A 22,451-nucleotide genomic window follows, 5' to 3' on the forward strand; every position below is an offset into this window, starting at 1 on the left:
CGTTGATGCGTATGCTGCGTTCTCTCGGCTGGGCCGCCCTCGGCACCGGCTTTACCTTTCTCATGACCACCCTGGGCGCCGCCACGGTGTTTTTCTTCTCCGGGGAGCCCCGGCCTAAGTTCCAAAAGGCCATGCTGGGCTTCGCCGCCGGGGTCATGACGGCGGCCTCTGTGTGGAGCCTGCTGCTGCCGGCCATCGACCAGGCCCGGGCGGAGGGGAAGCTCCCCGGCTGGCTGCCCGCGGCGGCGGGGATGCTGCTGGGAGTGGTGTTCCTGGCGGCGCTGGACAGCCTGCTGCCCCGTCTGCGGCGGACACCCCGGGAGGACTGGCGGCAGAACACCCTCCTCATGACGGCCATCACCCTACATAACGTGCCGGAGGGCATGGCGGTGGGCCTGGCCTTCGCCCTGGCGGCGGAGGGGGAGGGGCTGGCGGGAGCCGCCGCCCTGGCCATGGGCATCGGTATCCAGAACTTCCCCGAGGGGGCCGCCATCTCCCTGCCCCTGCGGCAGGAGGGCTTTTCCCGGCGCAGGGCTTTTTTTGGGGGAGCGCTCTCCGGCAGCGTGGAGCCTGTGTTCGGCGTGCTGGTGGTGCTGGCGGCGGGCGCCGTCCATCCGCTGATGCCGTGGCTTTTGAGCTTTGCCGCCGGAGCCATGCTGTATGTGGTGGTGGAGGAGCTGGTGCCCCAGGCCCACAGCCGGAGCGGCACCTGCGGATTTGTGGGGGGCTTTCTGGTGATGATGGTGCTGGACGTGGCCCTGGGCTGAGAAGAAGTCCCTCCCTGCCCTTGACGGAGCGGGGAGGGACTTGTACAATAGAGGCAGGAAAGAACGAGCCGCCTCCGCGGCGGACGGAAATGAGGAGGACACCACCATGATCTACCATGATTTTCAAGGGCTGCGGCTGTCTGCCCTGGGCTTTGGCACCATGCGCCTGCCGGTGCTGGAGGACGGCTCCGTCAACGAGCCGCTGACAACGGAGATGGTGCGCTATGCCATGGAGCACGGCGTCAATTACTTTGACACCGCCTATCCCTACCACGGCGGCATGTCCGAGGTGGTGGTGGGCAAGGCCTTGAGCGCCTACCCCCGGGACAGCTTTTATCTGGCCACCAAGTATCCCGGCCACCAGATCAGCGCCTCCTATGACCCGGCGGCGGTGTTTGAAGAGCAGCTGAAAAAGTGCGGTGTGGAGTATTTTGACTTCTACCTGCTCCACAACGTGTATGAAAATTCCATCAAGACCTACATGGACCCCCAGTGGGGCATCGTGGACTACTTTGTGGAGCAAAAGCGCCTGGGCCGCATCCGCCACCTGGGCTTCTCCTCCCACGGCGGCGTGGGCGTGCTGCGGGAGTTTCTGGACGCGTACGGCGATGAGATGGAGTTCTGCCAGATCCAGCTGAACTATCTGGACTGGAAGCTCCAGGACGCCAAGGGCAAGTACGAGCTGCTGACGGAGCGGGGCATTCCCGTGTGGGTGATGGAGCCTGTCCGGGGCGGCCGGCTGGCGAAGCTGTCTGAGGAAGAGACCGCCCTTTTGAAGGGCCTGCGGCCGGACGAGAGCATTCCCGCCTGGAGCTTCCGCTGGCTGCAAGGCCTGCCCAACGTGACCATGGTCCTCAGCGGCATGTCCAACATGGAGCAGATGGAGGACAATGTCAAAACCTACGCCGGGGAAAAGCCCTTGACCGAGGCGGAGAAAAAGACCCTGGCCGACCTGGCCGAGGGCATGATGGACGCCATTCCCTGCACTGCCTGCCGCTACTGCTGTGACGGCTGCCCCCAGGGACTGGACATCCCCATGCTGCTGCACACCTACAACGATTTGAAGTTCTCCCCCACCTTCACCGTGGGCATGCGCATCGAGGCCCTGCCGGAGGACAAGTGGCCCTCCGCCTGCATCGGCTGCGGCGCCTGCGCCGCCATTTGCCCCCAGAGCATCCACATCCCCGAGCTGCTGCGGGAGTTCACGGCGGCCCTGGAGAAGGTGCCCAAGTGGGCGGACCTGTGCCGCCAGCGGGAAGAGGAGGCCGCCCGCCTCCGGGCCCAGAGCAAGTAAGAACCTGAGAAAGCCGGTGTCCCTACGAAACTGCAACCGAAATACAAGGGCATTTTACTGATCGTCTCGGCGGCGTTCTGCTTTGCCACCATGACGGCTTTCGTCCGCCTGTCGGGGGATCTCCCCACCTTTCAAAAAAGTTTTTTCCGCAACTTTATCGCCCTCATCGTGTCCGTCGCCATCCTGGCGCGGGAGGGAAAGGGCTTCCGCCCCGCCTCCCGGAAGAACTGGCCCTTCCTGCTGGCCCGGGCCGCCTTCGGCACGGCGGGCCTGTTGATGAATTTTTACGCTGTGGACCATCTGCTGCTGGCGGACGCCTCCATGCTCAACAAGATGTCCCCCTTTTTCGCCGTCATCGCCTCCTATTTTATTTTGAAGGAGAAGATCTCCCCGGTGCAGGGGCTGTCCTTGATCGGAGCGTTCATCGGCGCGCTGTTCATCGTCAAGCCCACCTTCTCCAACATGGACCTGGGGGCCTCCCTCATCGGCTTGATGGGCGGCCTGGGCGCCGGCGTGGCGTACACGTTTGTGCGCTTTCTGGGCAAGCGGGGAGAGCGGAAGAGCTACATTGTGTTTGCGTTCTCCGCCTTTTCCTGCCTGTCGGCGCTGCCCTTCGTGCTGGCGAATCCGGTGCCCATGACGGCCAAGCAGACGGCGTGCCTGGTCATTGCCGGCCTTTTCGCGGCGGGGGGACAGTTCAGCGTCACCGGAGCGTACAGCTGCGCCCCCGCCCGGGAGTTGTCCGTCTACGATTACTCCCAGGTGGTGTTTTCCGCGCTGCTGGGCTTTTTCCTCTTCGGCGACGTTCCGGACGTGTACAGCTTTTTGGGCTACATCATCATCTGCGGCATGGCGGGCCTGACCTTCTGGTACAACAACCACCATCTTCCCGCAAAGGAAACCGCATAAAAACATCCCCGGAGCACCCGCTCCGGGGATGTTTTATGTCATTTGGTCCAGTGCTCCACGGGCAGGCCCGTGAGATACCGGCGCACCACGTCGAAGGAATGGTTGGCCGCCAGGTCCCGGATGCGGTCCCGCCGGCGTTTGCCGAAGTCGCAGCGGCGGCAGAAGGTGCCCTCCGGCGCGGCAAGGCCAATGTACACGATGCCCACGTCCACGCCCCGCTCGTCCGGGTCGGGACCCGCCACGCCGGTGACGGACACGGCGATGTCCGCCCCGGTGATGCGCCGGGCACCCTCGGCCATGGCCCGGGCCGCTTCGGCGGACACAGCGCCGTATTCCTCCAGCAGCGCCTGGGGCACCCCCAGCACGTCCGCCTTTACCTGCGTCCAGTAGCTGACCGCGCCGCCCCGGTACACCTGGGAGGCGCCGGGCAGGGCGGTGAGCCGCTGGGCCACCTGGCCGCCGGTGCAGCTTTCCGCGGTGGCCATGGTCCAGTGCTTTTGGCGCAGCAGCTGGGAGCAGACGGACTCCAGGCTCTCCACGTCCACGCCGTAGACATAGTCCCCCAAAAGCTCTGTGACCTCCTTTACCACCGGGGCAAGCATAGCCTCCGCTTCTTCCAGGCTCTCCGCCTTGGCGGTGGCCCGGAGGCGGACCTCGCTGGGCTTTGCGTAGGTGGCGAGAGACGGGTTTTCCATGTGGAGCATCTTCTCCCGCAGCAGCTCCTCCATGGGGCTTTCCCCCAGGCCGAAGGTCATGATGTCGTGGGAGACGATGACCTCACTGGAAAGGCGGCGGAGGTAGGGGACGGCGCAGCGGCGCAGCATGGTCACCATCTCAAAGGGCGGGCCCGGCAGCATGAGCACATGGACGCCGCCGCTTTCAAAGGCGCAGCCGGGGGCGGTGCCCACGGGGTTGTCGAACACGGTGCAGCCCTCCGGCAGCTGCGCCTGCTGGACGTTGTTTTCCGGCATGGTCATGTGGACGTTTTTCTCAAAGTACGTCCGGATGGTGTCCAGAATGTCCGGATGGAGCACCAGGGGCTTATCAAAGGCGGCGCAGATGGTCTGCTTGGTCAAATCGTCGTAGGTGGGACCCAGGCCGCCGGTGGTGATGATGACGTCCGCCCGGCGGCGGGCGATGTCCAGGGCCTGGCGCAGCCGCTCCGGGTTGTCTCCCACCACCGTGTGCCAGAAGACGTTGACGCCCACAGCGGACAGGGCCTGGGAAATGTCCCGGGCGTTGGTGTTGACGATGTTGCCGAGGAGCAGCTCCGTGCCCACGGCGATGATCTCAGCGGTGTGTGACATAACAAGACCTTCTTTGATAAAAATGGGGGTGGGCGCTTGGGACCGTTACGGCTTCACCCGCACCCAGGTCTCCCCCTCCAGGGCCTTGGCCACCAGGGTGTCCACGTCCAGAGCGGCCTCGGCGGCCCGGACATCCTCCACCCGGGGACGGGTGCAGGGATGGCGGGGGGTGAACACGGTGCAGCAGTCCTCGTAGGGGAGGATGGAGGTATCATAGGTGCCGATCTCCCGGGCAAGGCGGATGATCTCCACCTTGTCCATGCCGATGAGGGGCCGCAGCACCGGCAGGGAGGTGACATCCTCCGTGGTGCCCAGGGCCAGCATGGTCTGGCTTGCCACCTGGCCCAGGGACTCGCCGGTGACCAGGGCGCCGGCGTTGGCCTTTTTGGCCACGGCCTCCGCCAGGCGCATCATGAACCGCCGCATGATGAGGGTAAAATACTCCTCCGGGCAGTTTTTGCGGATCTCCTCCTGGATTTCGGTAAAGGGGATGACGTGGACGATCATGCGGCCGCAGTAGGCCGTCAGCAGCCGAGCCAGCTCCAGCACCTTGTCCAGGGCCTGCTGGGAGGTGTAAGGGGGGGAGACGAAGTGGACCATCTCCAGCTGGACGCCCCGGCGGGCCATCATCCAGGAGGACACGGGGGAGTCCAGACCGCCGGACAGCAGGCTCACCGCCGTGCCGCCCATGCCCACCGGCAGTCCGCCGGCGCCGGGCACGGAGGGAGCGTGGACATAGGCGTACTTCTCCCGAATCTCCACGTACACCGTCAAGTCCGGGTCGTGAACGTCCACGGCCACGGCGGGGAAGGCCTCCGCCAGCTCGCCGCCCACCTCCTGGCTCAGCTGGATGGAGTTGAGGCGGAAGGTCTTGTCGGCCCGCTTGCTCTCCACCTTGAAGCTGCGGGCGGCGGCGAAGGCGTCCGCCAGGTAGGTCTTGGCGGTGTCCACGATGGCTTCCACCGTCTTTTCACAGGGGACGGCCCGGGCCACGGCGGCGATGCCGAACACCTGGCGGCAGGCGGCATAGGCCTCCTCCATGTCGCATTCGGCGTTATTGGGCTCCACGTAGATGGTGCTCTGGCGGATATACACCTGGAAGCTGCCGCAGCGGCGGAGCCGGCGGCGGACGTTGTTCATGAGCTTGTCCTCGAAGGCCTTGCGGTTGAGGCCCTTCAAAACCACCTCGCCCAGCTTCAGCAGAAGGATCTCGTTGTTGTTCATAGGGGATTCCCTCCGGTTTCCAAAATTTCAAGACATATTATTATACAGCATTTTTCCCGGAAGCAAAAGCCCCCATTTGCCCAAAGAGAGACTTTTCAAAAGTCTGGTTGCCTTCATGGGCAGGACCTGCTATCATCAAGGCAGGAGCCAAATAAAAACTGGAGGGAATCGATATGAAGATCGTAGCCATCAACGGAAGTCCCCGCAAAAACGGCAACACCGCGCTGTGCCTGGAGGCCGTCCGCAAGGAGGTGGAGGCCGCCGGTGTGGAGTTCCAGGTGTTCCAGCCCGGCGCCAAGGTCCACCCCTGCCTGGCCTGCTACCACTGCCTGGACAACGGAACACTGCGCTGCATCCAGACCGACGACATGGTCAACGACATCATCGCCGCCTGCATCGAGGCCGACGGCATCCTGCTGGCCAGCCCCGTGTACCACGGCGGCATCGCCGGCAACATGAAGTGCGTGCTGGACCGGCTGATGCTGGCCGCCGGCTGCGGCGACAACCAGCTCCACCACAAGGTGGGCGGCGCCCTGTGCACCCTGCGCCGCAGCGGCGGTATGGAGACCTACCAGCAGCTGCTGGGGACCATGGACGCCATGGAGATGATCATTGTCACCTCCGACTACTGGGGCGCCGTCCACGGAGCGGAAAAGGGCGAGTGCGCCCAGGACACCGAGGGCATGGAGGTTGCCGCCAAGCTGGGCCGCAACATGGCCTGGACCGTGAAGGCCCTGGCCGCCGCCAAGGAGACCCTGCCGCCGCCGGAGACCCACGCCCGCACCATGACCAACTTCATCCGGTAAAAAAATCGCAGTTCCATGTCACCTTTTGCCCTGCCGGCGCATCTTAATTTACAGACCGGTCCAAACGAGGAAAGGAGAACGCCGCGCAGCCATGATGCAAGCCAAGCTGGATAAAAAGACCTTCAGCGCCCTGGTAGTAAAAAACCAGGAAACGCTGTTCCATACCGCCAAGGCTATCCTCCGCAGTGACGAGGATGCCGAGGATGCTGTGCAGGAAGCCATCTGCACCGCCTTTGAGCGACGGGACAGCCTCCGGGAGCTGGAGAAGTTCCGGCCCTGGCTTCTGCGCATCCTGGCGAACAAGTGCTATGACACCTGCCGCCGCCGGCGGCCCACGGTGGACCTGGAGGACGTGGCGGACTATCTGCCCGCCAAGGACCAGGACCACACGGAGCGGCTGACCCTGTGGCAGGCGGTCATGTCCCTCAGCGGCGACCTCCGGGCCGCGGTCACCCTGTTTTACTACGATGGCCTGTCCATCCGGGAGATCAGCGGCGTTCTGGGGATCAGCGAGGCGGCGGTGAAGACCCGCCTGTCCCGGGGCCGGGCGAGGCTGCGCCAGCTGCTGGAAGAAGAGTGAGGTGCGACATGGATCGATTTGACGAGATTTTAAAAGAGCGGGCCAGGGAAGAGCCCTTCCCCCTGCCGGAGGATTACGCGGGTCGGGTCTTTCAGACCTGCGCCGCCCTGGAGGAGACCCCTGTGAAGCACAGGCGCGCTCCCCGCTGGGGGCTTTGGATGGCTGCCGCGTTGGCGCTGTTCATCACGGTGCCCAACGCATCCCCGGCGGCCGCCGCCGCTTTGGCGGATGTGCCGGTGCTGGGGACCATCGTGGAGCTGGTGACCTTCCGCTCCTGGACCTATGACGACGGCCACGCCAGCGCCGATGTCACCGTCCCGGAGCTGGACGGCAGCGCGGCGGCCCGGGAGGTATCGGACCAGGTGCGGGCCTATACGGACCAGCTCATCGGGCAGTTCCAAACGGACTGCGAGGCGCTGGGAGAGGGCTACAAGAGCCTGGATGTCACCAGCTCCGTGGTGACGGATTCGGACAGTTGGTTCACCCTCCGCGTCGACGCGGTGGAGACCCAGGCCAGCGGCTATCAGTTCAGCCGCTTCTACCACATCGACAAGGCAACCGGACAGGTGGTGACGCTGCGGGACCTGTTCCGGGAGGATGCCGACTATGTGACGCCCCTTTCCGAGGAGGTGCGCCGGCAGATGGAGCAGCGGATGGCCGCCGACGAGAGTGTCAGATATTTCCCGGAGGAGTTCAGCGCCATTGACCCGGAGCAGAATTTCTACTTCAACGGGGAGGGCGAGCTGGTGTTGGTGTTCGACGAATATACCGCCGCCCCCGGCTCCATGGGGATGCCGGAGTTCACCATCCCGGCGGAGGTATACGGAGGGCTGCTGAAATGAGGAGGAACAAGCGGATATTCGCCTGCCTGCTGGCGGCAGTCCTGGTGCTCTCCTGCGCCGGCTGCGGCGGGAAAAAAGCCGCCAAGGCCGAACAAACGGAACACACCCTCACCGGCACGCTGGACGAGGTGAAGGACTTCATGTTCGTGGTGACGGACGACAACGGCGACAGCTACGCCCTCGCCTTTGACGGCGACGCGCCGGAGGGGCTGAAGGACCAGACAGTGGGCAGCCGGGTGACGGTGACGTATACCGGCGAGCTCTCCGTGGTGGACAGCTTCACCGGAGAGGTCCTCTCCGTGGAAGCGGCGGAATAAAAGAACAGGAAAGGTTCGGCATGTCATGATGCCGGGGTCAAAACAAGCCTTTTATGTATGACCAATAGCAAAGAGCTGGAAAAATAGCGCTGAAATGAGCACCCAGAGGAAATGGCCTTTTGAGGCTGTCTCTCTGGGTGCTTATTTTTCATAGAGTAGATTTTAGTCATTTTATTCTTTTGCTATCCACATATTGGATTTTGAGCATAATTAACCAAGCCCTTTCGAAAACCAAAGAGCTTCCTGAAATTGAGAGCCGCTATTTTGCTACCGAAGAAGAATTTTCCTCGTTGCTTGCCTCGTGGCAATTTATCAAGGCGGTAATTCTTACGGATGTTTGCCGGTACCGTTTCTACGCCATTCCTAAGCTTTGCATAATTGCTGAATTCTTCACTTTGCATATACCTTTGGCTCTTTGCCCTGTTTGAAGCATTCTTTGAGGTAATGAATGTTGCATTCCTTCCATCGATTTTTGGACGACACTGCCCTTGATATGGACACCCAACGCAATCTCTTGTAATACACGGGGAATATATTTTTTGCACGAGATATTCATACAGCTCACAAAAAAGAAAATTTTGACATATGCCGTGCTTTGCAACATCCCGTGCAATCTCATATATTCTCTTTTCATCCTGTTTGGAAGCTTAATAATTACCCTTCTAATGAAAAAAACTCCGATACTAAAATACTTGGTTAGTTGAGTAAATATGATGGCTGCCACTGGTCAAAAATAAAAAAGCCCCCATCCGCTTCCGCTAAAACAGCGAAAGCGGATGGGGGCTTAAACTTAACTGGGGGAGCCCTGCGTAACCGAATGACATTGGGGAGCCCACGACCTCCTCTTCCGCTGAAAACTCTCCGTGGCTTTTCGGAGGCGTTACCCCCTGAGGATATCCGTGTTCCGGTATTGGATTGCTTCAGCAAGATGCTGGGGGCCGATGGCGTCGGCCCCGTCCAGGTCCGCGATGGTGCGGGCCACCCGCAAGATCCGGTCGTGGGACCGGGCGGTGAGGCCCATGCGGGCAAAGGCGCTTTCCATCAGCCTGTCTCCGGCTTCGCCCAGGGCGCAGAACTGAGCGATCTGGGCGGGGGTCATGCGGGCGTTGCAGGCGGTGTCCGTCCCGGCGAAGCGCCGCGCCTGGATGGCCCGGGCAGCGTCCACCCGGCTCTTGACGGCGGCGGAGGACTCGGGGACCTCCTTGCGGCGCATGGCCTCGTACTCCACGGAGGGAACGCTGACATGGAGGTCGATACGGTCCAGCAGGGGGCCGGAGATCTTCTCCACGTACTTCTCCACCTCCCGGTCGGAGCAGGTGCAGCGGTGGGTGGGGTGGCCCCGCCAGCCGCAGCGGCAGGGATTCATGGCGCACACCAGCTGGAACCGGGCGGGCAGGCGCAGCGTGCCGCCGGCCCGGGCCACGGTGACCTCCCCCTCCTCCAGGGGCTGGCGCATGGCCTCCAGCACGTCCCGGCGGAACTCCGGCAGCTCGTCCAAAAACAAGACGCCGTTGTGGGCCAGGGACATCTCACCCGGCCGCAGGGCGGGCCCGCCGCCGGCCAGGGCCGCGGCGGAGGCGGTGTGGTGGGGAGAGCGGAAGGGACGGCGGGTCAGCAGGGGGCGGCGGGGGTCCGTCAGCCCCGCCACCGACCAGATGCCGGAGGCCTCCAGGGCCTCGGGGCGGGTCATGTCCGGCAGGATGGAGGGCAGGCGCTTGGCCAGCATGGATTTGCCGGCGCCGGGAGAGCCGATGAGCAGCAGGTTGTGGCCGCCTGCCGCGGCGATCTCCAGCGCCCGTTTCACGTTCTCCTGGCCCATGACGTCCCGGAGGTCCGGCAGGGGAACCGTCTCCGCCTCCGGCTCCCATCCCGGGGCGGGGGACAGGGGAGCCTCGCCCTTTAAGTGGGCGGCCAGGGCCTTCACATCCGGCACGCCGTAGACGGTGAGCCCGCCGGCCAGGGTGGCCTCGGCGGCGTTTTCCGCCGGGACGAACAGCTGCTTCACGCCGGCGTCCCGGGCGGCCAGGGCCATGGGCAGCACGCCCTCCACGCCCCGCACCGCGCCGGTGAGGGACAGCTCGCCCAAAAACGCGGCGTCCGCCGGGGGAACAGGCAGGTCGCCGCCCGCCGCCAGCAGTCCCACGAAAATGGGCAGGTCATAGACGGTGCCTGCCTTTTTCTGTCCCGCGGGAGCCAGGTTCACGGTGATACGGCTGACGGGGAACTTGGCCCCGCAGTTTTTTACAGCCGCCCGGACCCGTTCCCGGGCCTCCCGCACGGCGGCGTCCGGTAAGCCCACGATGTCAAAGGCCGGCAGGCCGCCGGAGAGGAAGCACTCCGCCTTCACCTCGTATCCGGCGATGCCGGAAAGGCCCAGCGAGCGGACACAGACCACCATGAAAAACCACCTCCCGGGAATTGATACAGAAGTTGAACCGCCAAAACGCCGCAAACGGCGTCCGGCTGCCTTGAGTGTATCACAAAAGCGGGGAAGAGGGAATGAAAACTTCAAAATATGCCCAAAAATGCCGGGGGGATTTGGCCTATCCGCAAAAAAGGCAATTTTTGTGCAAAAAATAACAAAGTGCCAGTTTACACGGAAAAAATGAAGTGATATAATAACGATGCATGTGAATCTGGGGGAGAGTGTCCGGATTTCGTGCTTGGTAAGATGCTGCCGCGGGCAGCAAAAATAGGAGGTAAGTTTATGGCAAGAAAGTTCAAGTCCATGGACGGTAACAATGCCGCTGCATACGTCAGCTACGCATTTACCGAAGTGGCGGGTATCTATCCGATCACCCCGTCCTCTCCCATGGCAGACTTGGTGGACCAGTGGGCTGCCGCTGGTCAGAAGAACATCTTCGGAACCACCGTCAAGGTGTGCGAGATGCAGTCCGAGGCGGGTGCCTCCGGCACCGTTCACGGCTCTCTGGCCGCCGGCGCGCTGACCACCACCTACACCGCGTCCCAGGGCCTGCTGCTGATGATCCCCAATATGTACAAGATCGCCGGCGAGCTGCTGCCCTGCGTGTTCCACGTGTCCGCCCGTACCGTGTCCACCCACGCGCTGAATATCTTCGGTGACCACTCCGACGTGATGGCCTGCCGCCAGACCGGATTCGCCATGCTGTGCGAGAACGATCCCCAGGAGATCATGGACCTGGCTCCCGTGGCCCATCTGGCCGCCATCGAGGGCCGCGTTCCCTTCATCAACTTCTTCGACGGTTTCCGTACCTCTCACGAGATCCAGAAGGTGGCCGTGTGGGATTACGATGACCTGAAGGAAATGTGCGACATGGACGCCGTGGCCGCCTTCCGCAAGCATGCGCTGAACCCCGAGCGGCCCAACATGCGCGGCTCTCACGAAAACGGCGACATCTTCTTCCAGCACCGTGAGGCCTGCAACCCCTACTACGACGCGCTGCCCGCCGTGGTGGAGAAGTACATGGGCAAGATCAACGAGAAGCTGGGCACCAACTATCAGCTGTTCAACTACTATGGCGCTCCCGACGCCGAGCGGGTCATCATCGCCATGGGCTCCATCTGCAACGTGGCCCAGGAGGTCATTGACTACATGACCGCCCAGGGCGAGAAGGTCGGCATGGTCATGGTCCGCCTGTATCGTCCTTTCCGGGCGGACAAGCTGATCGAGGCCATCCCCGCCACCTGCAAGAAGATCGCCGTTCTGGACCGCACCAAGGAGCCCGGCTCCCAGGGCGAGCCTCTGTACATGGACGTTGTCACCGCTCTGGCCAACGCCGGCAAGACCGACATCCAGGTCATCGGCGGCCGTTACGGTCTGGGCTCCAAGGATACGCCTCCCCGCAGCGTGTTCGCTGTGTATGAGGAGCTGGCCAAGGACCAGATGAAGCGCCAGTTCACCATCGGCATCGTGGATGATGTCACCCACCTGAGCCTGGAGGAGAAGCCCGCCCCCGGTGTGGCTCCCGCCGGCACCATCGCCTGCAAGTTCTGGGGCCTGGGCGGCGACGGCACCGTCGGCGCCAACAAGAACTCCATCAAGATCATCGGCGACCATACCGACAAGTACGTCCAGGCGTACTTCCAGTATGACTCCAAGAAGACCGGCGGCGTCACCGTCAGCCACCTGCGCTTCGGCGACACCCCAATCAAGTCCTCTTACTACATCAACAAGGCCGACTTCGTGGCCTGCCACGTGCCCGCCTACATCACCAAGGGCTTCCCCATCGTCCGTGACGTGAAGCCCGGCGGCACCTTCCTCATCAACTGCCAGTGGAGCGACGAGGAGCTGGGCCACCATCTGGACGCCGCCTCCAAGCGCTACATCGCCAAGAACAACATCCAGGTCTACACCATCAACGCCATCGACCTGGCCAAGGAGATCGGCATGGGCAAGCGGACCAACACCATCCTGCAGTCCGCCTTCTTCTCTCTGGCAAAGGTCATGCCCGAGTCTGAGGCCATCCAGTACATGAAGGACGCCGCCACCCATTCTTATTTGAAGAAGGGCCAGGACATCGTCGACATGAACCACAAGGCCATCGACGCCGGCGCCACCGCCTACAAGAAGTTTGAGGTCCCCGCCGACTGGGCCGACGCCCAGGACGTGGCCAACGATGTCCAGCTGGCCGGCAAGCCCGAGCTGGTGGAGCAGGTCAAGACCATCCTGAACCCCGTGGGCAAGATGGACGGCGACAGCCTGCCTGTCTCCGCTTTCGTCAAGCACGTGGACGGCCAGTTCGAGCTGGGCGCCGCCGCTTACGAAAAGCGCGGCGTGGCCGTGACCGTTCCCACCTGGGATTCCGCCAAGTGCATCCAGTGCAACAACTGCGCCTATGTCTGCCCCCACGCCACCATCCGTCCCTACGCTCTGAGCGAGGAGGAGGCCGCCAAGGCTCCCGCCGCCGCCAAGATCGTGGACATCAAGGCCGGCAAGGGCAAGGGCGTTTACAAGTACACCATGGCCGTGTCTCCTCTGGACTGCATGGGCTGCGCCGTGTGCGTGGGCCAGTGCCCCGTGGGCGCTCTGACCATGGTGCCCCAGGAGCAGGAAGCCGCCCAGCAGGATGTGTTCAACTACTGCGTGGCCGAGGTCTCTGAGAAGAAGGATATGCAGGACGACACCGTCAAGGGCAGCCAGTTCAAGCAGCCCTACCTGGAGTTCTCCGGCTCCTGCGCCGGCTGCGCCGAGACCAGCTATGCCCGCCTGATCACCCAGCTGTTCGGCGACCATATGTACATCTCCAACGCCACCGGCTGCTCCTCCATCTGGGGCGGTCCCGCCGCTACCTCTCCCTACTGCACCAACAAGGAAGGCCACGGCCCCGCCTGGTCCAACTCCCTGTTCGAGGATAACGCCGAGCACGGCCTGGGCATGTTCCTGGGCCAGCAGGCCACCCGTTCCCGCCTGGCCGGCAAGGTCAAGGAGCTGGCCGGTGTGACCACCAGCGAGACCAAGAAGGCCGCCTGCGAGGAGTATCTGGCCACCATGGAGGACTACGAGGCCAACAAGGCCGCCGTCGCCAAGCTGGTCGCCGCTCTGGAAGCCGATTCCGACTGCCCGTACAGCAAGGAGATCCTGGCTGACAAGGAGTACCTGGGCAAGAAGTCCATGTGGATCTTCGGTGGTGACGGCTGGGCCTACGACATCGGCTTCGGCGGCGTGGACCACGTGCTGGCTTCCGGTCAGAACGTGAACGTCTTCGTGTTCGACACCGAGGTCTACTCCAACACCGGCGGACAGGCTTCCAAGGCCTCCAACATCGGCCAGGTCGCCCAGTTCGCGGCTGCCGGTAAGGAAGTCAAGAAGAAGTCCCTGGCTGAGATCGCCATGAGCTACGGCTATGTGTACGTGGCCCAGGTGGCCATGGGCGCCAACCCCGCGCAGACCTTGAAGGCCATCAAGGAGGCCGAGGCCTACAATGGTCCCTCCCTCATCATCGGCTACGCTCCCTGCGAGATGCACAGCATCAAGGGCGGCATGATGAACTGCCAGAAGGAAATGAAGAAGGCTGTGGAGTGCGGCTACTGGAACCTGTTCCGGTTCAACCCCGCTGCCGAGGGCGCTAAATTCACCCTGGACTCCAAGGAGCCCAAGGGCGGCTACCAGGAGTTCTTGATGAACGAGGCCCGTTACTCCCGCCTGACCCGCGAGTTCCCCGACCGTGCTTCCGAGCTGTTCGAGCGGAACGAGAAGGCCGCCATGGACCGCTACGAGCACCTGCTCAAGCTGAAGGCCATGTACGAGGGCTAAGTCCCCTTTCGCAAACCAAAAAAGGACCGCAGGTTTTACCTGCGGTCCTTTCAGTCTGTCGAAAAAGTCCAGTGGACTTTTTCGACAGACTTCACAATGCCTCGCTTTTTTGTCTGCTTCGCAGTCCAAAAAACTGCCGCTGTGCGGCGCAAACGCCTGCGGCAGCAGGCGTTTGCAGGCATTCGATTCAACACGAGGGGTCTCCCGCCCCCTCGTACTCCCCCTGCGAAACGGAACGCTTTTTCTCCAAACAGAGGTTTTTCGGCAAGCTGAAAGGACCGCAGGTTTTACCTGCGGTCCTTTTCTGCCTGCAAGGGCGCTTCCATCATATAGTGGAGGTAGGCGGGCAGGTCCCGCGGGTCTGTCAGACGCAGCGTGATGCCCTCCGGCCCCGGGTTCAGCAGGTGCAGCATCTGCCGGGCGGCGGAGTCATGCTTTAGATCGCAGGCGGTCCGGTCCGGCAGCTGCAGCAGCACACTGCCCCGGCTGCGGTCCACGATACGCAAAAACGCTTCCCGGTCGGGAAGGACGGTCATGGTCAGCATATGGTCCCTCTTTTCATGCAATTGTGCTTCGGTATTGACGGCGGTTCACTTATACTATTATAATATCACCGTAATTTAAGGTGAGGTATGAGAGAACCGTCGGTTTTCTGGTGTAAAACCGCCAAGGAGGTGGATGGGATGGCATTGGTGTCCTGCGGCTGTGCCGCGGACCCCCACGGATGGGAGCTGATCGACCACGGCACGGCGCTGTTTCCGGTGGCCTGCTACCGGGACGATTTGTACTTGGAGGGGGTCCCCTGCCCCTGGCACTGGCATGACGAGCTGGAGGCTGTGGTGGTCTCCCAGGGAGAAGTCGAGGTGGCGGCTGGAGGGGAGACGTTCACCGTTTCCGCCGGCGACGGCTTTTTCATCGGCTCCAGGGTGCTGCACAACATCCGGGACCTGGGCGGCGGGGGATTTCGCCTGCGCTCGGTGGTGTTTCATCCCCGCCTGGTGGGCGGCAGCGTGGACAGCGTTTTCTGGCAGGAGTACCTGCTTCCGCTGCTCTCGCCCCGGGCGCCGGCCTGTGTGCGCCTGGACAGAAGGGTCCCATGGCGGCGGGAGTCCCTGGAGGCCATCGAGTCCGCCTGGCACAGCGCGGAGCGGGAGATGCCGGGGTTTGTGTTTCAGGTCCGGGCGGCGCTGTCGGAGCTGGTGTTCCAGCTGGTCACGCATCTGCCTGTGGAGCCCCGGCTCCCCTCGGAAAAGGCCCTGCGGGATGAGGAGCGCATCAAAGCTATGATGCGTTTTATGCAGGCGCATTATACCCGGGAACTGACCGTTGCCTACATCGCGGCCAGCGTCAGCATCAGCCCGAGTGAGTGCCTGCGGTGCTTTCACGCCACCATCGGCACCACACCCATCCAATACCTCCGGCAGCTGCGGGTGCAGAAAGCGGCGGAGCTGCTGGCGGATACCGACTGGAAGGTCAGCGACATCGCAGAGCGGTGCGGCTTTCGGGAGATGAGCTATTTTACCAAAACGTTCCGGGAATTGAAGGGCTGCACCCCCTCGGCCTACCGGGAAAGGAAACGGACCGGGCGATGACGCCCCCGTGCAGCAAAAAAGCCCCGCCTGTTTTCAAAACAGGCGGGGCTTTTATCAGATTTTCGGCCGGCGTTTACGGCTTTTCCCACCGCAGCTTCAGCTGCTGGGCCGTGATGGCGTAGCCGTCCTCGGCGTACTGCCAGCGGGGAAGCCGGTCCGGCAGGGCCTGGTCCCGGCGGGCGTAGATGGCCTGGGCCACCTTGTCCAGCAGGCGGGGGTTTTTCACCAAAATGGGGCCGGTGAGCTCCGAGGCGAATACGTTCCGGAAGCGGAAGCCCTCGGGGGTCTTTTCTCCGCTGTTGCCGAAGCCCATGTCCATGGCGGTCACAAGAGGCGTTTCCACCCCCTGGATGATGCTGCACTTGTTCATGAAGCCCACCACCGGCCCGTCGTACAGGTCCGTGGTGCCGTACACATCCTCCACGAACCGCTTCTTGCCCTGGACGGAGGTAAACGCCCCCAGGCCGATGCCCTCGTAAACGGTGCCGTCATCGGCGGTGATGGTCTTGCCCAGCAGCTCCATAGCGGTGCCGGCAAACAGCATGGCGGCGCCGTCCCGGGCCAGGGCCTTCACGGCCTCGCCGCAGCGGACAAAGTCAGACAGGGCGGCCTTCTGCCGCCGCTCGGTGCCGGCGCCCATGAAGAGGAAGTCCGCGCCGGCAAGGTCCGCTTCCTCGCCGGGGGCCACGGTCTCCACCGTGACGGTGTTTCCCAGCTCCTCCAGATACCGCTTCAAAACCGCGACATTGGCGTAGCTGCCGTACAGGTTCATGAGGTCGGGGTAGAAATGGACGATTTTCAGTTCCATGCCTTACGCCTCCTTTACCACGTGGGCCAGCAGCTTGTCCCGGTCGGAGAAGCAGGTGACCACGTATACCTGCTCGCCGCCGTCTTCCTTCAGCGTCTGGGCCGCGGCGGCGATGTCCGGCTGGACCAGAATTTTTTCCCGGGGGATGCCGGTGAAGGAGAACCGCAGGGCCAGGTCATTGCAGTACCGGCCGGAGAGGATGACCCGCTCCACCTGGGGGGTGTTCAGCAGGTCGAAGTCAATGTCCCACAGCCAGCTGGTTTCGCTGGTGAAGTACTTGCGGCTCACCGCGTCCACGATGACCACCACGGTGCAGGGCTCCTTGGAGGCTGCCACATACCGCAGGTTCGTGTCGTAGGCGATGGAGTTTTCGTGCTTGCTGGTCAGCAGCATCCCCTTGTGGGCCCCCAGGGTAAACTTCTGCATCCGTCCGTTTTTCAGAATGTAGTTGTTGATGACCCCGGCGGCGGTGTCCGCGGCGATGCCCACCTCCCGGCAGGCGGCGTAGGCCGCCAGGATGTTGTAGACGTTGTAGATGCTGCGGAAGGCCAGCTGGATGGTGACGGCGCCGTCGATGGTCAAACGGCCCTGGTCCAGATCCGCCGCCGTGACGGTGTAATCCGTGGCGGGCTTGGCGTGGCCGCACCGGGTGCAGCGGTAGGCGCCGATGTGGTTGTAGTGGACGTAATCGTACACCATGGGGGCGTGGCACACCGGGCAGTAGGCGCCGTCGTGGTACACGCCGGTGGGCGCATCCGTGGAGATGGCGCACTTGTCCAGACCGAACCACTTCACCTTCCCGTGGTTCTGGGCGAAGCAGGAGGACAGGGGGTCGTCAGCGTTCAGGATGAGCTTCGTGTCCGGGTGGATGGCGGGCAGAATGGCGTCGTACACCCACTCGGGATGGCCGTTGCGGGTCAGCTGGTCCCGGTACAGGTTGGTGATGACGAACTCCGTGGGGTGGAAGTAGCGGAAGCTGTGGGCGGCGTAGCGCTCATCGGACTCGATGAGCAGCACGTCGGCCTTCACCCGGCCGGTCAGAGTGGCGTTGGTCAGCACGGTGGTGGTGACGCCCTCGATCTGGTTGGAGCCCTCCTCGTTGTATACCACGGTCTTGCCGCCGGAGCGGAGGATGGCGGCGATCATCTCCACGGTGGAGGTCTTGCCGTTGCTGCCGGTGACGGCGATGATGTGGGCGGGCAACTGCACCCGGCGCAGAATGTCCGGGCAGATCTTCAGAGCGTACTTTCCGGGCAGGGAGCTGCCCTTGCCCACCAGCCTGCCCACGGCCCGGCCCAGCTTGCATACTAAGATCGCAAGGAACTTTCTCATTCCCCGCTCATCTCCTTTTCAGAGAAGTCCCGGAACTCGGCGATGGCCCGGACGGGGGCGCCGTCGGCTCCGGCGTATTTCAAGGGCAGGGCGAAAAACATGACGTCCTTCCGGCCCACGACCTTCTTTAGGCACAGGTTCTCCACAATGACCAGTCCGCCGCCCAGCAGCACCTTGTGGGCGGGATAGTCGCTGCCGGAGAGGGAGTCCACGCTGATGGCGTCGGTGCCCACGCCCTTGAGGCCGCAGGACACCAGATACCGGGCCGCCTCCTCATCGGGCACGGGGAAGGCCTCGCTCAAAAAGGCCTCGGTGCCCCACTTCTTCTCCCAGCCGGTGTAGAACAGGGCAAAGTCGGCGGTGCGGAGGTAGCCGTTTTGCTGGCGGAGAAAATCAGCGGTGATGACGGCGCCGGCTCCCAGGTGGGACACGTCGATGACGGCGGCCCGGCCGCAGAACTGGGAGGGGGGGAGCTGGTCCAGGCCGCAGCCCTCCGGCAGGATGTGGCGGGGGGCGTCCATGTGGGTGCCGGTGTGGGAGCCGATCTGCAGCAGCGTCTCCCGGGCACCGTTGTCCGTCAGCGTGCGGGTGTGGGAGAAGGCGGGGCGGGGCGTGCCGGGATAGACGAAGGTGTCCGGCGTGATGGTATGGGTCAAGTCGATGATCATGTGTACAGATTCCTTCCTTGTGGTTGTATCTTGAGGACAGTCACCGCAATTCGCTGCGGCCCAGAAGATAGTCGATGCTCACGTGAAAATATTCGGACAGGGCGATGAGGGTCAAGGCGGGGACGTTGACCTGCCCATACTCCATTTTTTGATAATTGCTGACAGTACAGCCCAAATAGGCCGCCATGGATTTTTGCGTTCCGTTTCGCTCCTGGCGAAGTTCCCGGAGACGCCGGCCAAATTCTGCAAGAAGGTTGTTTTGCATGCAAGCCTCCTGTTGACACACAATTTAATTGCGTGTATAATAATAGCACAATTAAATTGCGCTAGAGGTGATAAACGTTGGAATCCATCTATGAATGGCTCTACGACAAGTATGCCCAGCCCCGGCTGGGGCGGCTGCCGGCCTTTCAGGATGCCCGGGTGCGGGAGGCCCTGGCGGGGGAGACGGAGCTGGAGCGGCTGGACCGGGTGTACGCCCTGGTGCTGGACTGCGCCACCGCCGCCTTTGAGACAGGAGTCCGGCTGGGGCTCGCCCTCACCGCTCCAGATAGACCATGAGGGCCGTCACATCCGCCGGGGACACGCCGGAGATGCGGCTGGCCTGTCCCAGGTCCAGGGGACGGATGGCGGAGAGCTTTTCCCGGGCCTCCAGCCGCAGACCCTGGATGGCGTTGAAATCCAAGTCGGGAGGCAGCTTGCGGCCCTCCATCTTCCGGAAATCCTCCACCTGCTTTTGCTGGCGCTGGATGTAGCCCTCGTATTTCACGCTGATCTCCACTTGCTCGGCCACGTCCGCCGGGAGGCTTGGCCGCTCCGGGTCAAAGGGAGCCAGCTCGGCATAGTGGAGCTGGGGCCGCTTCAAAAGGGACAGCAGGGAGGCACCGTCGGTGACGTCGGCGGTGCCCTTTTCCGCCAGCAGGGCGGAAAGGGCCGGGGAGGGGGCGGCGCCGGTGTGGGCAAGGCGCTTGATCTCCCGCTCCACCGCGGCGTATTTTTCCTCCACTTCCCGCAGCCGCCCGTCGGACACCAGGCCGATGTCGCGGCCCCGGCGGGTGAGCCGCCAGTCGGCGTTGTCCTGGCGCAGCAGCAGGCGGTACTCGCTGCGGGAGGTCATGATGCGGTAGGGCTCGTTGGTGCCCTTGGTCACCAGGTCGTCGATGAGGGTGCCGATGTAGCTCTCCGACCGGGAGAGGATGAAGTCGCTTTCGCCCTTCAGCTTCCGGGCGGCGTTGACGCCGGCCACAAAGCCCTGGACGGCGGCCTCCTCATAGCCGGAGGAGCCGTTGAACTGCCCGGCGCCGTATAGGCCGCTGACGGCCTTGCACTCCAGGGTGGCCCGCAGGGCCAGAGGGTCGATGCAGTCGTATTCGATGGCGTAGGCCGGGCGGGTCATGACGGCCCGGCGCAGGCCCGGCACACTGTGGAGCATCCGCAGCTGCACCTCCTCCGGCATGGAGGAGGAGAAGCCCTGGATGTACAGCTCCTCGGTGTTGAGCCCCATGGGCTCCACAAACAGCTGGTGGCGGAGCTTGTCCGGAAAGCGGACGATCTTCGTCTCAAAGGAGGGGCAGTACCGGGGGCCGACGCCCTCGATGAGGCCGGAGTACATGGGTGCCCGGTCCAAGTTCTCCTGGACGATGCGCTTGGTCTCCTCCGTGGTCCAGGTGAGCCAGCACACGGCGGAGTTCTCCGGCGGCGTTTTCGTGCTGTACGAGAAAGGGACGGGGAGGGTGTCTCCCGGCTGGAGCTCCATCTCGTCAAAATCCACCGTTCGGGCATTGACCCGGGGCGGCGTGCCGGTCTTGAACCGCCGCAGAGGCAGACCCAGGGCCAGCAGGGAGTCCGTCAGCCGCGCCGCGGCGTGCATGCCGTCGGGGCCGGATTCCTCCACGCACTCGCCGATGATGGTGCGGCCGGAGAGGTAGGTGCCCGTGGCCAGGATGACGGCGCGCACATCGAATACCGCCCCGGTGGACAGCACCACCTGCCGCACCGCGCCGCCCTCCGCCCGGAGGGCCACCACCTCGCCCTGGCGGACGGTCAGGTGCTCCTGCCGCTCCAGGGTGTGCTTCATCCGCTCCTGGTACTTGCGGCGGTCCGCCTGGGCCCGCAGGCTCCACACGGCGGGGCCCTTGCCCTTGTTCAAAAGCCGGTACTGGATGCAGCACGCGTCGGCGGCCTTTGCCATCTCGCCGCCCAGGGCGTCCAGCTCCCGGACCAGGTGGCCCTTGCCGGTGCCGCCGATGGCGGGGTTGCAGGGCATGTTGCCCACGGCGTCCAGGTTGATGGTGAACACCACGGTCTCCATCCCCAGCCGGGCGGCGGCCAGCGCCGCCTCGATGCCGGCGTGGCCGGCACCGATGACGGCAATATCAAATTGTCCGGCGTGAAATTCGGTCATGGGTAATTCCTCAAACTTCAGATTCTTTGTGCAGCGTCACCACGGCCACCTCCGGCCGGTTGAACAGCCGGAAGGAGGGGCCGGAATTGCCCAGGCCCCGGGTGACGAACAGGACGGAGCCGTTTTCCCGGTAAAGCCCCGCCGTGTAGGAGGGGAACAGCTGAAAATCGTGGGAAATGAGCCCGTCGGTAAAAGGCAGGCGGATGATGCCGCCGTGGGCGTGGCCGGAGACCACCAGGTCCGCCCCCAGCAGGCTGTACCGGGAGGCGAAGCGGTCGTTGCGGTGGGCCAGCAGCACCCAGAAGGGGTCGCCCCATTGGGCGTACACCTCCGCCGCCAGCTGCTCCGGCGTTTTCTGGTCGGCGTAGCCGTTGGGGTCGTCGATGCCCGCCAGGACGATGGTGTCCCCGCCCCGCTCCAGTGCCGTGAACTGGTTGGACAGCACCATCACGCCGTGGTCCGCCAGGGTCTGCTTCAAGGCGGGCACATTTCCCAGGGCCCACTCGTGGTTGCCGGTGACATAGTAGGTGGGGGCGATGGCGGAAAGGGCCTCCGCCGCCGAGGCGGCATAACCCTCCGGCACCGGACGGTAGCGGTCCAGCAGGTCGCCCACCAAAAAGATATAGTCCGGCTCCTCCGCCGCCAGGGCGGCGTAGAGGTCCTCGTTGTTCCGCCCGAAGAAGGCGGAGTGCAGGTCGCCAATGACCGCCGCCCGGCAGCCGTCAAAGCCGGCGGGCAGGTCCCGGAAAACGGGGGCGAAGCGGGTGACCTGCAGGGCCGTGTTGCTCCACCGTAGAAAAAAGACGGCCGCCAGGAGGACCAGTACCGCCAGCCCCCACCGCCGGCGGCGGGGAAGTCGATGTTTTGCCATAAATGCGGCCCCCTCAGCCGCCCAATGTAAAAACGCGGAAAAGCCGCGCAAAAGCTGTCAAGTCTATCAAACATATTATAGCATAAGCGGGAGCGGAAAGGCGAGAGAAAAAATATACAAAGAAGTGGGAAAAAGTGAGGAAAATCCCATGGATTCTCGGTGGTTCCGACAGTTTCCACAGCGGGATGTGGAAAACTCCGGTGCAAACCGCCGCAAGGGAATATCTGCGAGATGTACAAGAACATGTTAATTATTTGTGAAATCTGACGGGACATTCTTGCGAAACCAGGGCAAAAGTGCTATACTGCCGTCAGAACAATTGGAAAGGAGGTATGTGGAATGCGGAAGGAATTCGCAGTCAGAGCCGCTGATGTGGACGATTTGATCTTCACGGACGATGTCTGGGCTCGGAGTGAGCGGTAAAAACAAAACGCAGCAAAGGGAGGCCACGCCAGGATGCAGGCGTGGGCTTTTTCTTTTTCATCCCGCGGGCCG

At 63.3% G+C, this 22,451-nt stretch carries 22 protein-coding genes; 11 read left to right on the forward strand and 11 right to left on the reverse strand.

Going from position 1 to position 22,451, the window contains the following annotated elements; all coding sequences use genetic code 11:
- Positions 1–11: 11 nt before the first annotated feature.
- From ACTQ4R_RS06240 to ACTQ4R_RS06250, 3 genes are all read left to right on the forward strand, one after another.
- On the forward strand, positions 12–767 hold the full coding sequence (locus ACTQ4R_RS06240; protein WP_441626897.1) for a ZIP family metal transporter: 756 nt from the start codon (positions 12–14) through the stop codon (positions 765–767).
- Between the two features lie 106 nt (positions 768–873).
- On the forward strand, positions 874–2,061 hold the full coding sequence (locus ACTQ4R_RS06245; protein WP_441626899.1) for an aldo/keto reductase: 1,188 nt from the start codon (positions 874–876) through the stop codon (positions 2,059–2,061).
- Positions 2,062–2,118: 57 nt separating this feature from the next.
- On the forward strand, positions 2,119–2,970 hold the full coding sequence (locus ACTQ4R_RS06250; RefSeq protein WP_441627188.1) for a DMT family transporter: 852 nt from the start codon (positions 2,119–2,121) through the stop codon (positions 2,968–2,970).
- Positions 2,971–3,008: 38 nt separating this feature from the next.
- Here ACTQ4R_RS06250 and ACTQ4R_RS06255 read toward each other — a convergent pair whose 3' ends face one another.
- On the reverse strand, positions 3,009–4,277 hold the full coding sequence (locus tag ACTQ4R_RS06255; protein ID WP_441626901.1) for a competence/damage-inducible protein A: 1,269 nt from the start codon (positions 4,275–4,277) through the stop codon (positions 3,009–3,011).
- 45 nt (positions 4,278–4,322) lie between these two features.
- Entirely contained in the window at positions 4,323–5,501 is a 1,179-nt protein-coding gene (gene thiI, locus ACTQ4R_RS06260) for a tRNA uracil 4-sulfurtransferase ThiI (RefSeq protein WP_441626903.1), read from the reverse strand.
- A gap of 173 nt (positions 5,502–5,674) precedes the next feature.
- On the opposite strand from thiI, the gene ACTQ4R_RS06265 reads away from it, so the two are divergent.
- The 4 genes from ACTQ4R_RS06265 to ACTQ4R_RS06280 all read left to right on the forward strand — a co-directional run bounded on the left by ACTQ4R_RS06265 (position 5,675) and on the right by ACTQ4R_RS06280 (position 8,046).
- The gene (locus ACTQ4R_RS06265; RefSeq protein WP_441626905.1) at positions 5,675–6,307 is read left to right on the forward strand and encodes a flavodoxin family protein; all 633 of its coding nucleotides are present in this window, start codon (positions 5,675–5,677) and stop codon (positions 6,305–6,307) included.
- 91 nt (positions 6,308–6,398) lie between these two features.
- Positions 6,399–6,887, forward strand: coding sequence for an RNA polymerase sigma factor (locus ACTQ4R_RS06270; RefSeq protein ID WP_441626907.1), 489 nt, complete (start codon positions 6,399–6,401; stop codon positions 6,885–6,887).
- An 8-nt stretch (positions 6,888–6,895) separates the two neighbouring features.
- The gene (locus ACTQ4R_RS06275; RefSeq protein ID WP_441626909.1) at positions 6,896–7,729 is read left to right on the forward strand and encodes an RsiV family protein; all 834 of its coding nucleotides are present in this window, start codon (positions 6,896–6,898) and stop codon (positions 7,727–7,729) included.
- The gene (locus ACTQ4R_RS06280) at positions 7,726–8,046 is read left to right on the forward strand and encodes a hypothetical protein (RefSeq protein WP_441626911.1); all 321 of its coding nucleotides are present in this window, start codon (positions 7,726–7,728) and stop codon (positions 8,044–8,046) included. The genes ACTQ4R_RS06275 and ACTQ4R_RS06280 overlap by 4 nt, the downstream gene beginning before the upstream one ends.
- A 182-nt stretch (positions 8,047–8,228) precedes the next feature.
- On the opposite strand, the gene ACTQ4R_RS06285 is transcribed toward ACTQ4R_RS06280, so the two are convergent.
- Both ACTQ4R_RS06285 and ACTQ4R_RS06290 read right to left on the reverse strand, forming a co-directional pair.
- A complete protein-coding gene (locus ACTQ4R_RS06285) occupies positions 8,229–8,591 on the reverse strand; it encodes a transposase (protein WP_441626913.1) in 363 nt (120 codons plus the stop codon).
- Between the two features lie 335 nt (positions 8,592–8,926).
- Positions 8,927–10,444, reverse strand: a complete 1,518-nt coding sequence (locus ACTQ4R_RS06290; RefSeq protein ID WP_441626915.1) for a YifB family Mg chelatase-like AAA ATPase — start codon at positions 10,442–10,444, stop codon at positions 8,927–8,929.
- Here ACTQ4R_RS06290 and ACTQ4R_RS06295 point away from each other — a divergent pair.
- Positions 10,443–10,655, forward strand: a complete 213-nt coding sequence (locus ACTQ4R_RS06295; protein ID WP_441626917.1) for a hypothetical protein — start codon at positions 10,443–10,445, stop codon at positions 10,653–10,655. The genes ACTQ4R_RS06290 and ACTQ4R_RS06295 overlap by 2 nt on opposite strands.
- Positions 10,656–10,753: 98 nt before the next feature.
- Positions 10,754–14,281, forward strand: coding sequence for a pyruvate:ferredoxin (flavodoxin) oxidoreductase (nifJ, locus tag ACTQ4R_RS06300; RefSeq protein WP_441626919.1), 3,528 nt, complete (start codon positions 10,754–10,756; stop codon positions 14,279–14,281).
- A 287-nt stretch (positions 14,282–14,568) separates the two neighbouring features.
- Here the strand turns inward: nifJ and ACTQ4R_RS06305 are convergent, their stop codons facing one another.
- Positions 14,569–14,826: a hypothetical protein gene (locus ACTQ4R_RS06305; RefSeq protein ID WP_441626921.1), complete on the reverse strand. Its 258-nt coding sequence runs from the start codon at positions 14,824–14,826 to the stop codon at positions 14,569–14,571.
- Between the two features lie 138 nt (positions 14,827–14,964).
- Here ACTQ4R_RS06305 and ACTQ4R_RS06310 point away from each other — a divergent pair, with 138 nt between their 5' ends.
- Positions 14,965–15,873, forward strand: coding sequence for an AraC family transcriptional regulator (locus ACTQ4R_RS06310; RefSeq protein WP_441626923.1), 909 nt, complete (start codon positions 14,965–14,967; stop codon positions 15,871–15,873).
- 73 nt (positions 15,874–15,946) lie between these two features.
- Here ACTQ4R_RS06310 and ACTQ4R_RS06315 read toward each other — a convergent pair whose 3' ends face one another.
- From ACTQ4R_RS06315 to ACTQ4R_RS06330, 4 genes are read right to left on the reverse strand one after another with little or no spacing between them, the layout of a single operon-like run.
- Complete coding sequence (locus ACTQ4R_RS06315) at positions 15,947–16,681, reverse strand: type 1 glutamine amidotransferase (protein WP_441626925.1); 735 nt, start codon at positions 16,679–16,681, stop codon at positions 15,947–15,949.
- Positions 16,682–16,684: 3 nt separating this feature from the next.
- Positions 16,685–18,013 carry a MurT ligase domain-containing protein gene (locus tag ACTQ4R_RS06320; RefSeq protein WP_441626927.1) on the reverse strand — a complete coding sequence of 443 codons (1,329 nt, stop codon included), beginning with the start codon at positions 18,011–18,013 and terminating at the stop codon, positions 16,685–16,687.
- The gene (locus tag ACTQ4R_RS06325; protein WP_441626929.1) at positions 18,010–18,681 is read right to left on the reverse strand and encodes a cyclase family protein; all 672 of its coding nucleotides are present in this window, start codon (positions 18,679–18,681) and stop codon (positions 18,010–18,012) included. Before ACTQ4R_RS06325 ends, ACTQ4R_RS06320 begins: the two co-directional genes overlap by 4 nt.
- Positions 18,682–18,721: 40 nt before the next feature.
- Entirely contained in the window at positions 18,722–18,946 is a 225-nt protein-coding gene (locus tag ACTQ4R_RS06330) for a helix-turn-helix domain-containing protein (protein ID WP_441626931.1), read from the reverse strand.
- A 77-nt stretch (positions 18,947–19,023) separates the two neighbouring features.
- On the opposite strand from ACTQ4R_RS06330, the gene ACTQ4R_RS06335 reads away from it, so the two are divergent.
- A complete protein-coding gene (locus ACTQ4R_RS06335) occupies positions 19,024–19,242 on the forward strand; it encodes a hypothetical protein (RefSeq protein WP_441626933.1) in 219 nt (72 codons plus the stop codon).
- Here ACTQ4R_RS06335 and mnmG read toward each other — a convergent pair.
- Together mnmG and ACTQ4R_RS06345 are read right to left on the reverse strand one after the other, a co-directional pair.
- Positions 19,220–21,085 carry a tRNA uridine-5-carboxymethylaminomethyl(34) synthesis enzyme MnmG gene (gene mnmG, locus ACTQ4R_RS06340; protein ID WP_441626935.1) on the reverse strand — a complete coding sequence of 622 codons (1,866 nt, stop codon included), beginning with the start codon at positions 21,083–21,085 and terminating at the stop codon, positions 19,220–19,222. The genes ACTQ4R_RS06335 and mnmG overlap by 23 nt on opposite strands.
- Before the next feature lie 10 nt (positions 21,086–21,095).
- The gene (locus ACTQ4R_RS06345; RefSeq protein WP_441626937.1) at positions 21,096–21,956 is read right to left on the reverse strand and encodes a metallophosphoesterase; all 861 of its coding nucleotides are present in this window, start codon (positions 21,954–21,956) and stop codon (positions 21,096–21,098) included.
- Positions 21,957–22,451: the final 495 nt, after the last annotated feature.

This window comes from Dysosmobacter sp. Sow4_B12 (assembly GCF_052116665.1).
Taxonomy (GTDB): domain Bacteria; phylum Bacillota; class Clostridia; order Oscillospirales; family Oscillospiraceae; genus Oscillibacter.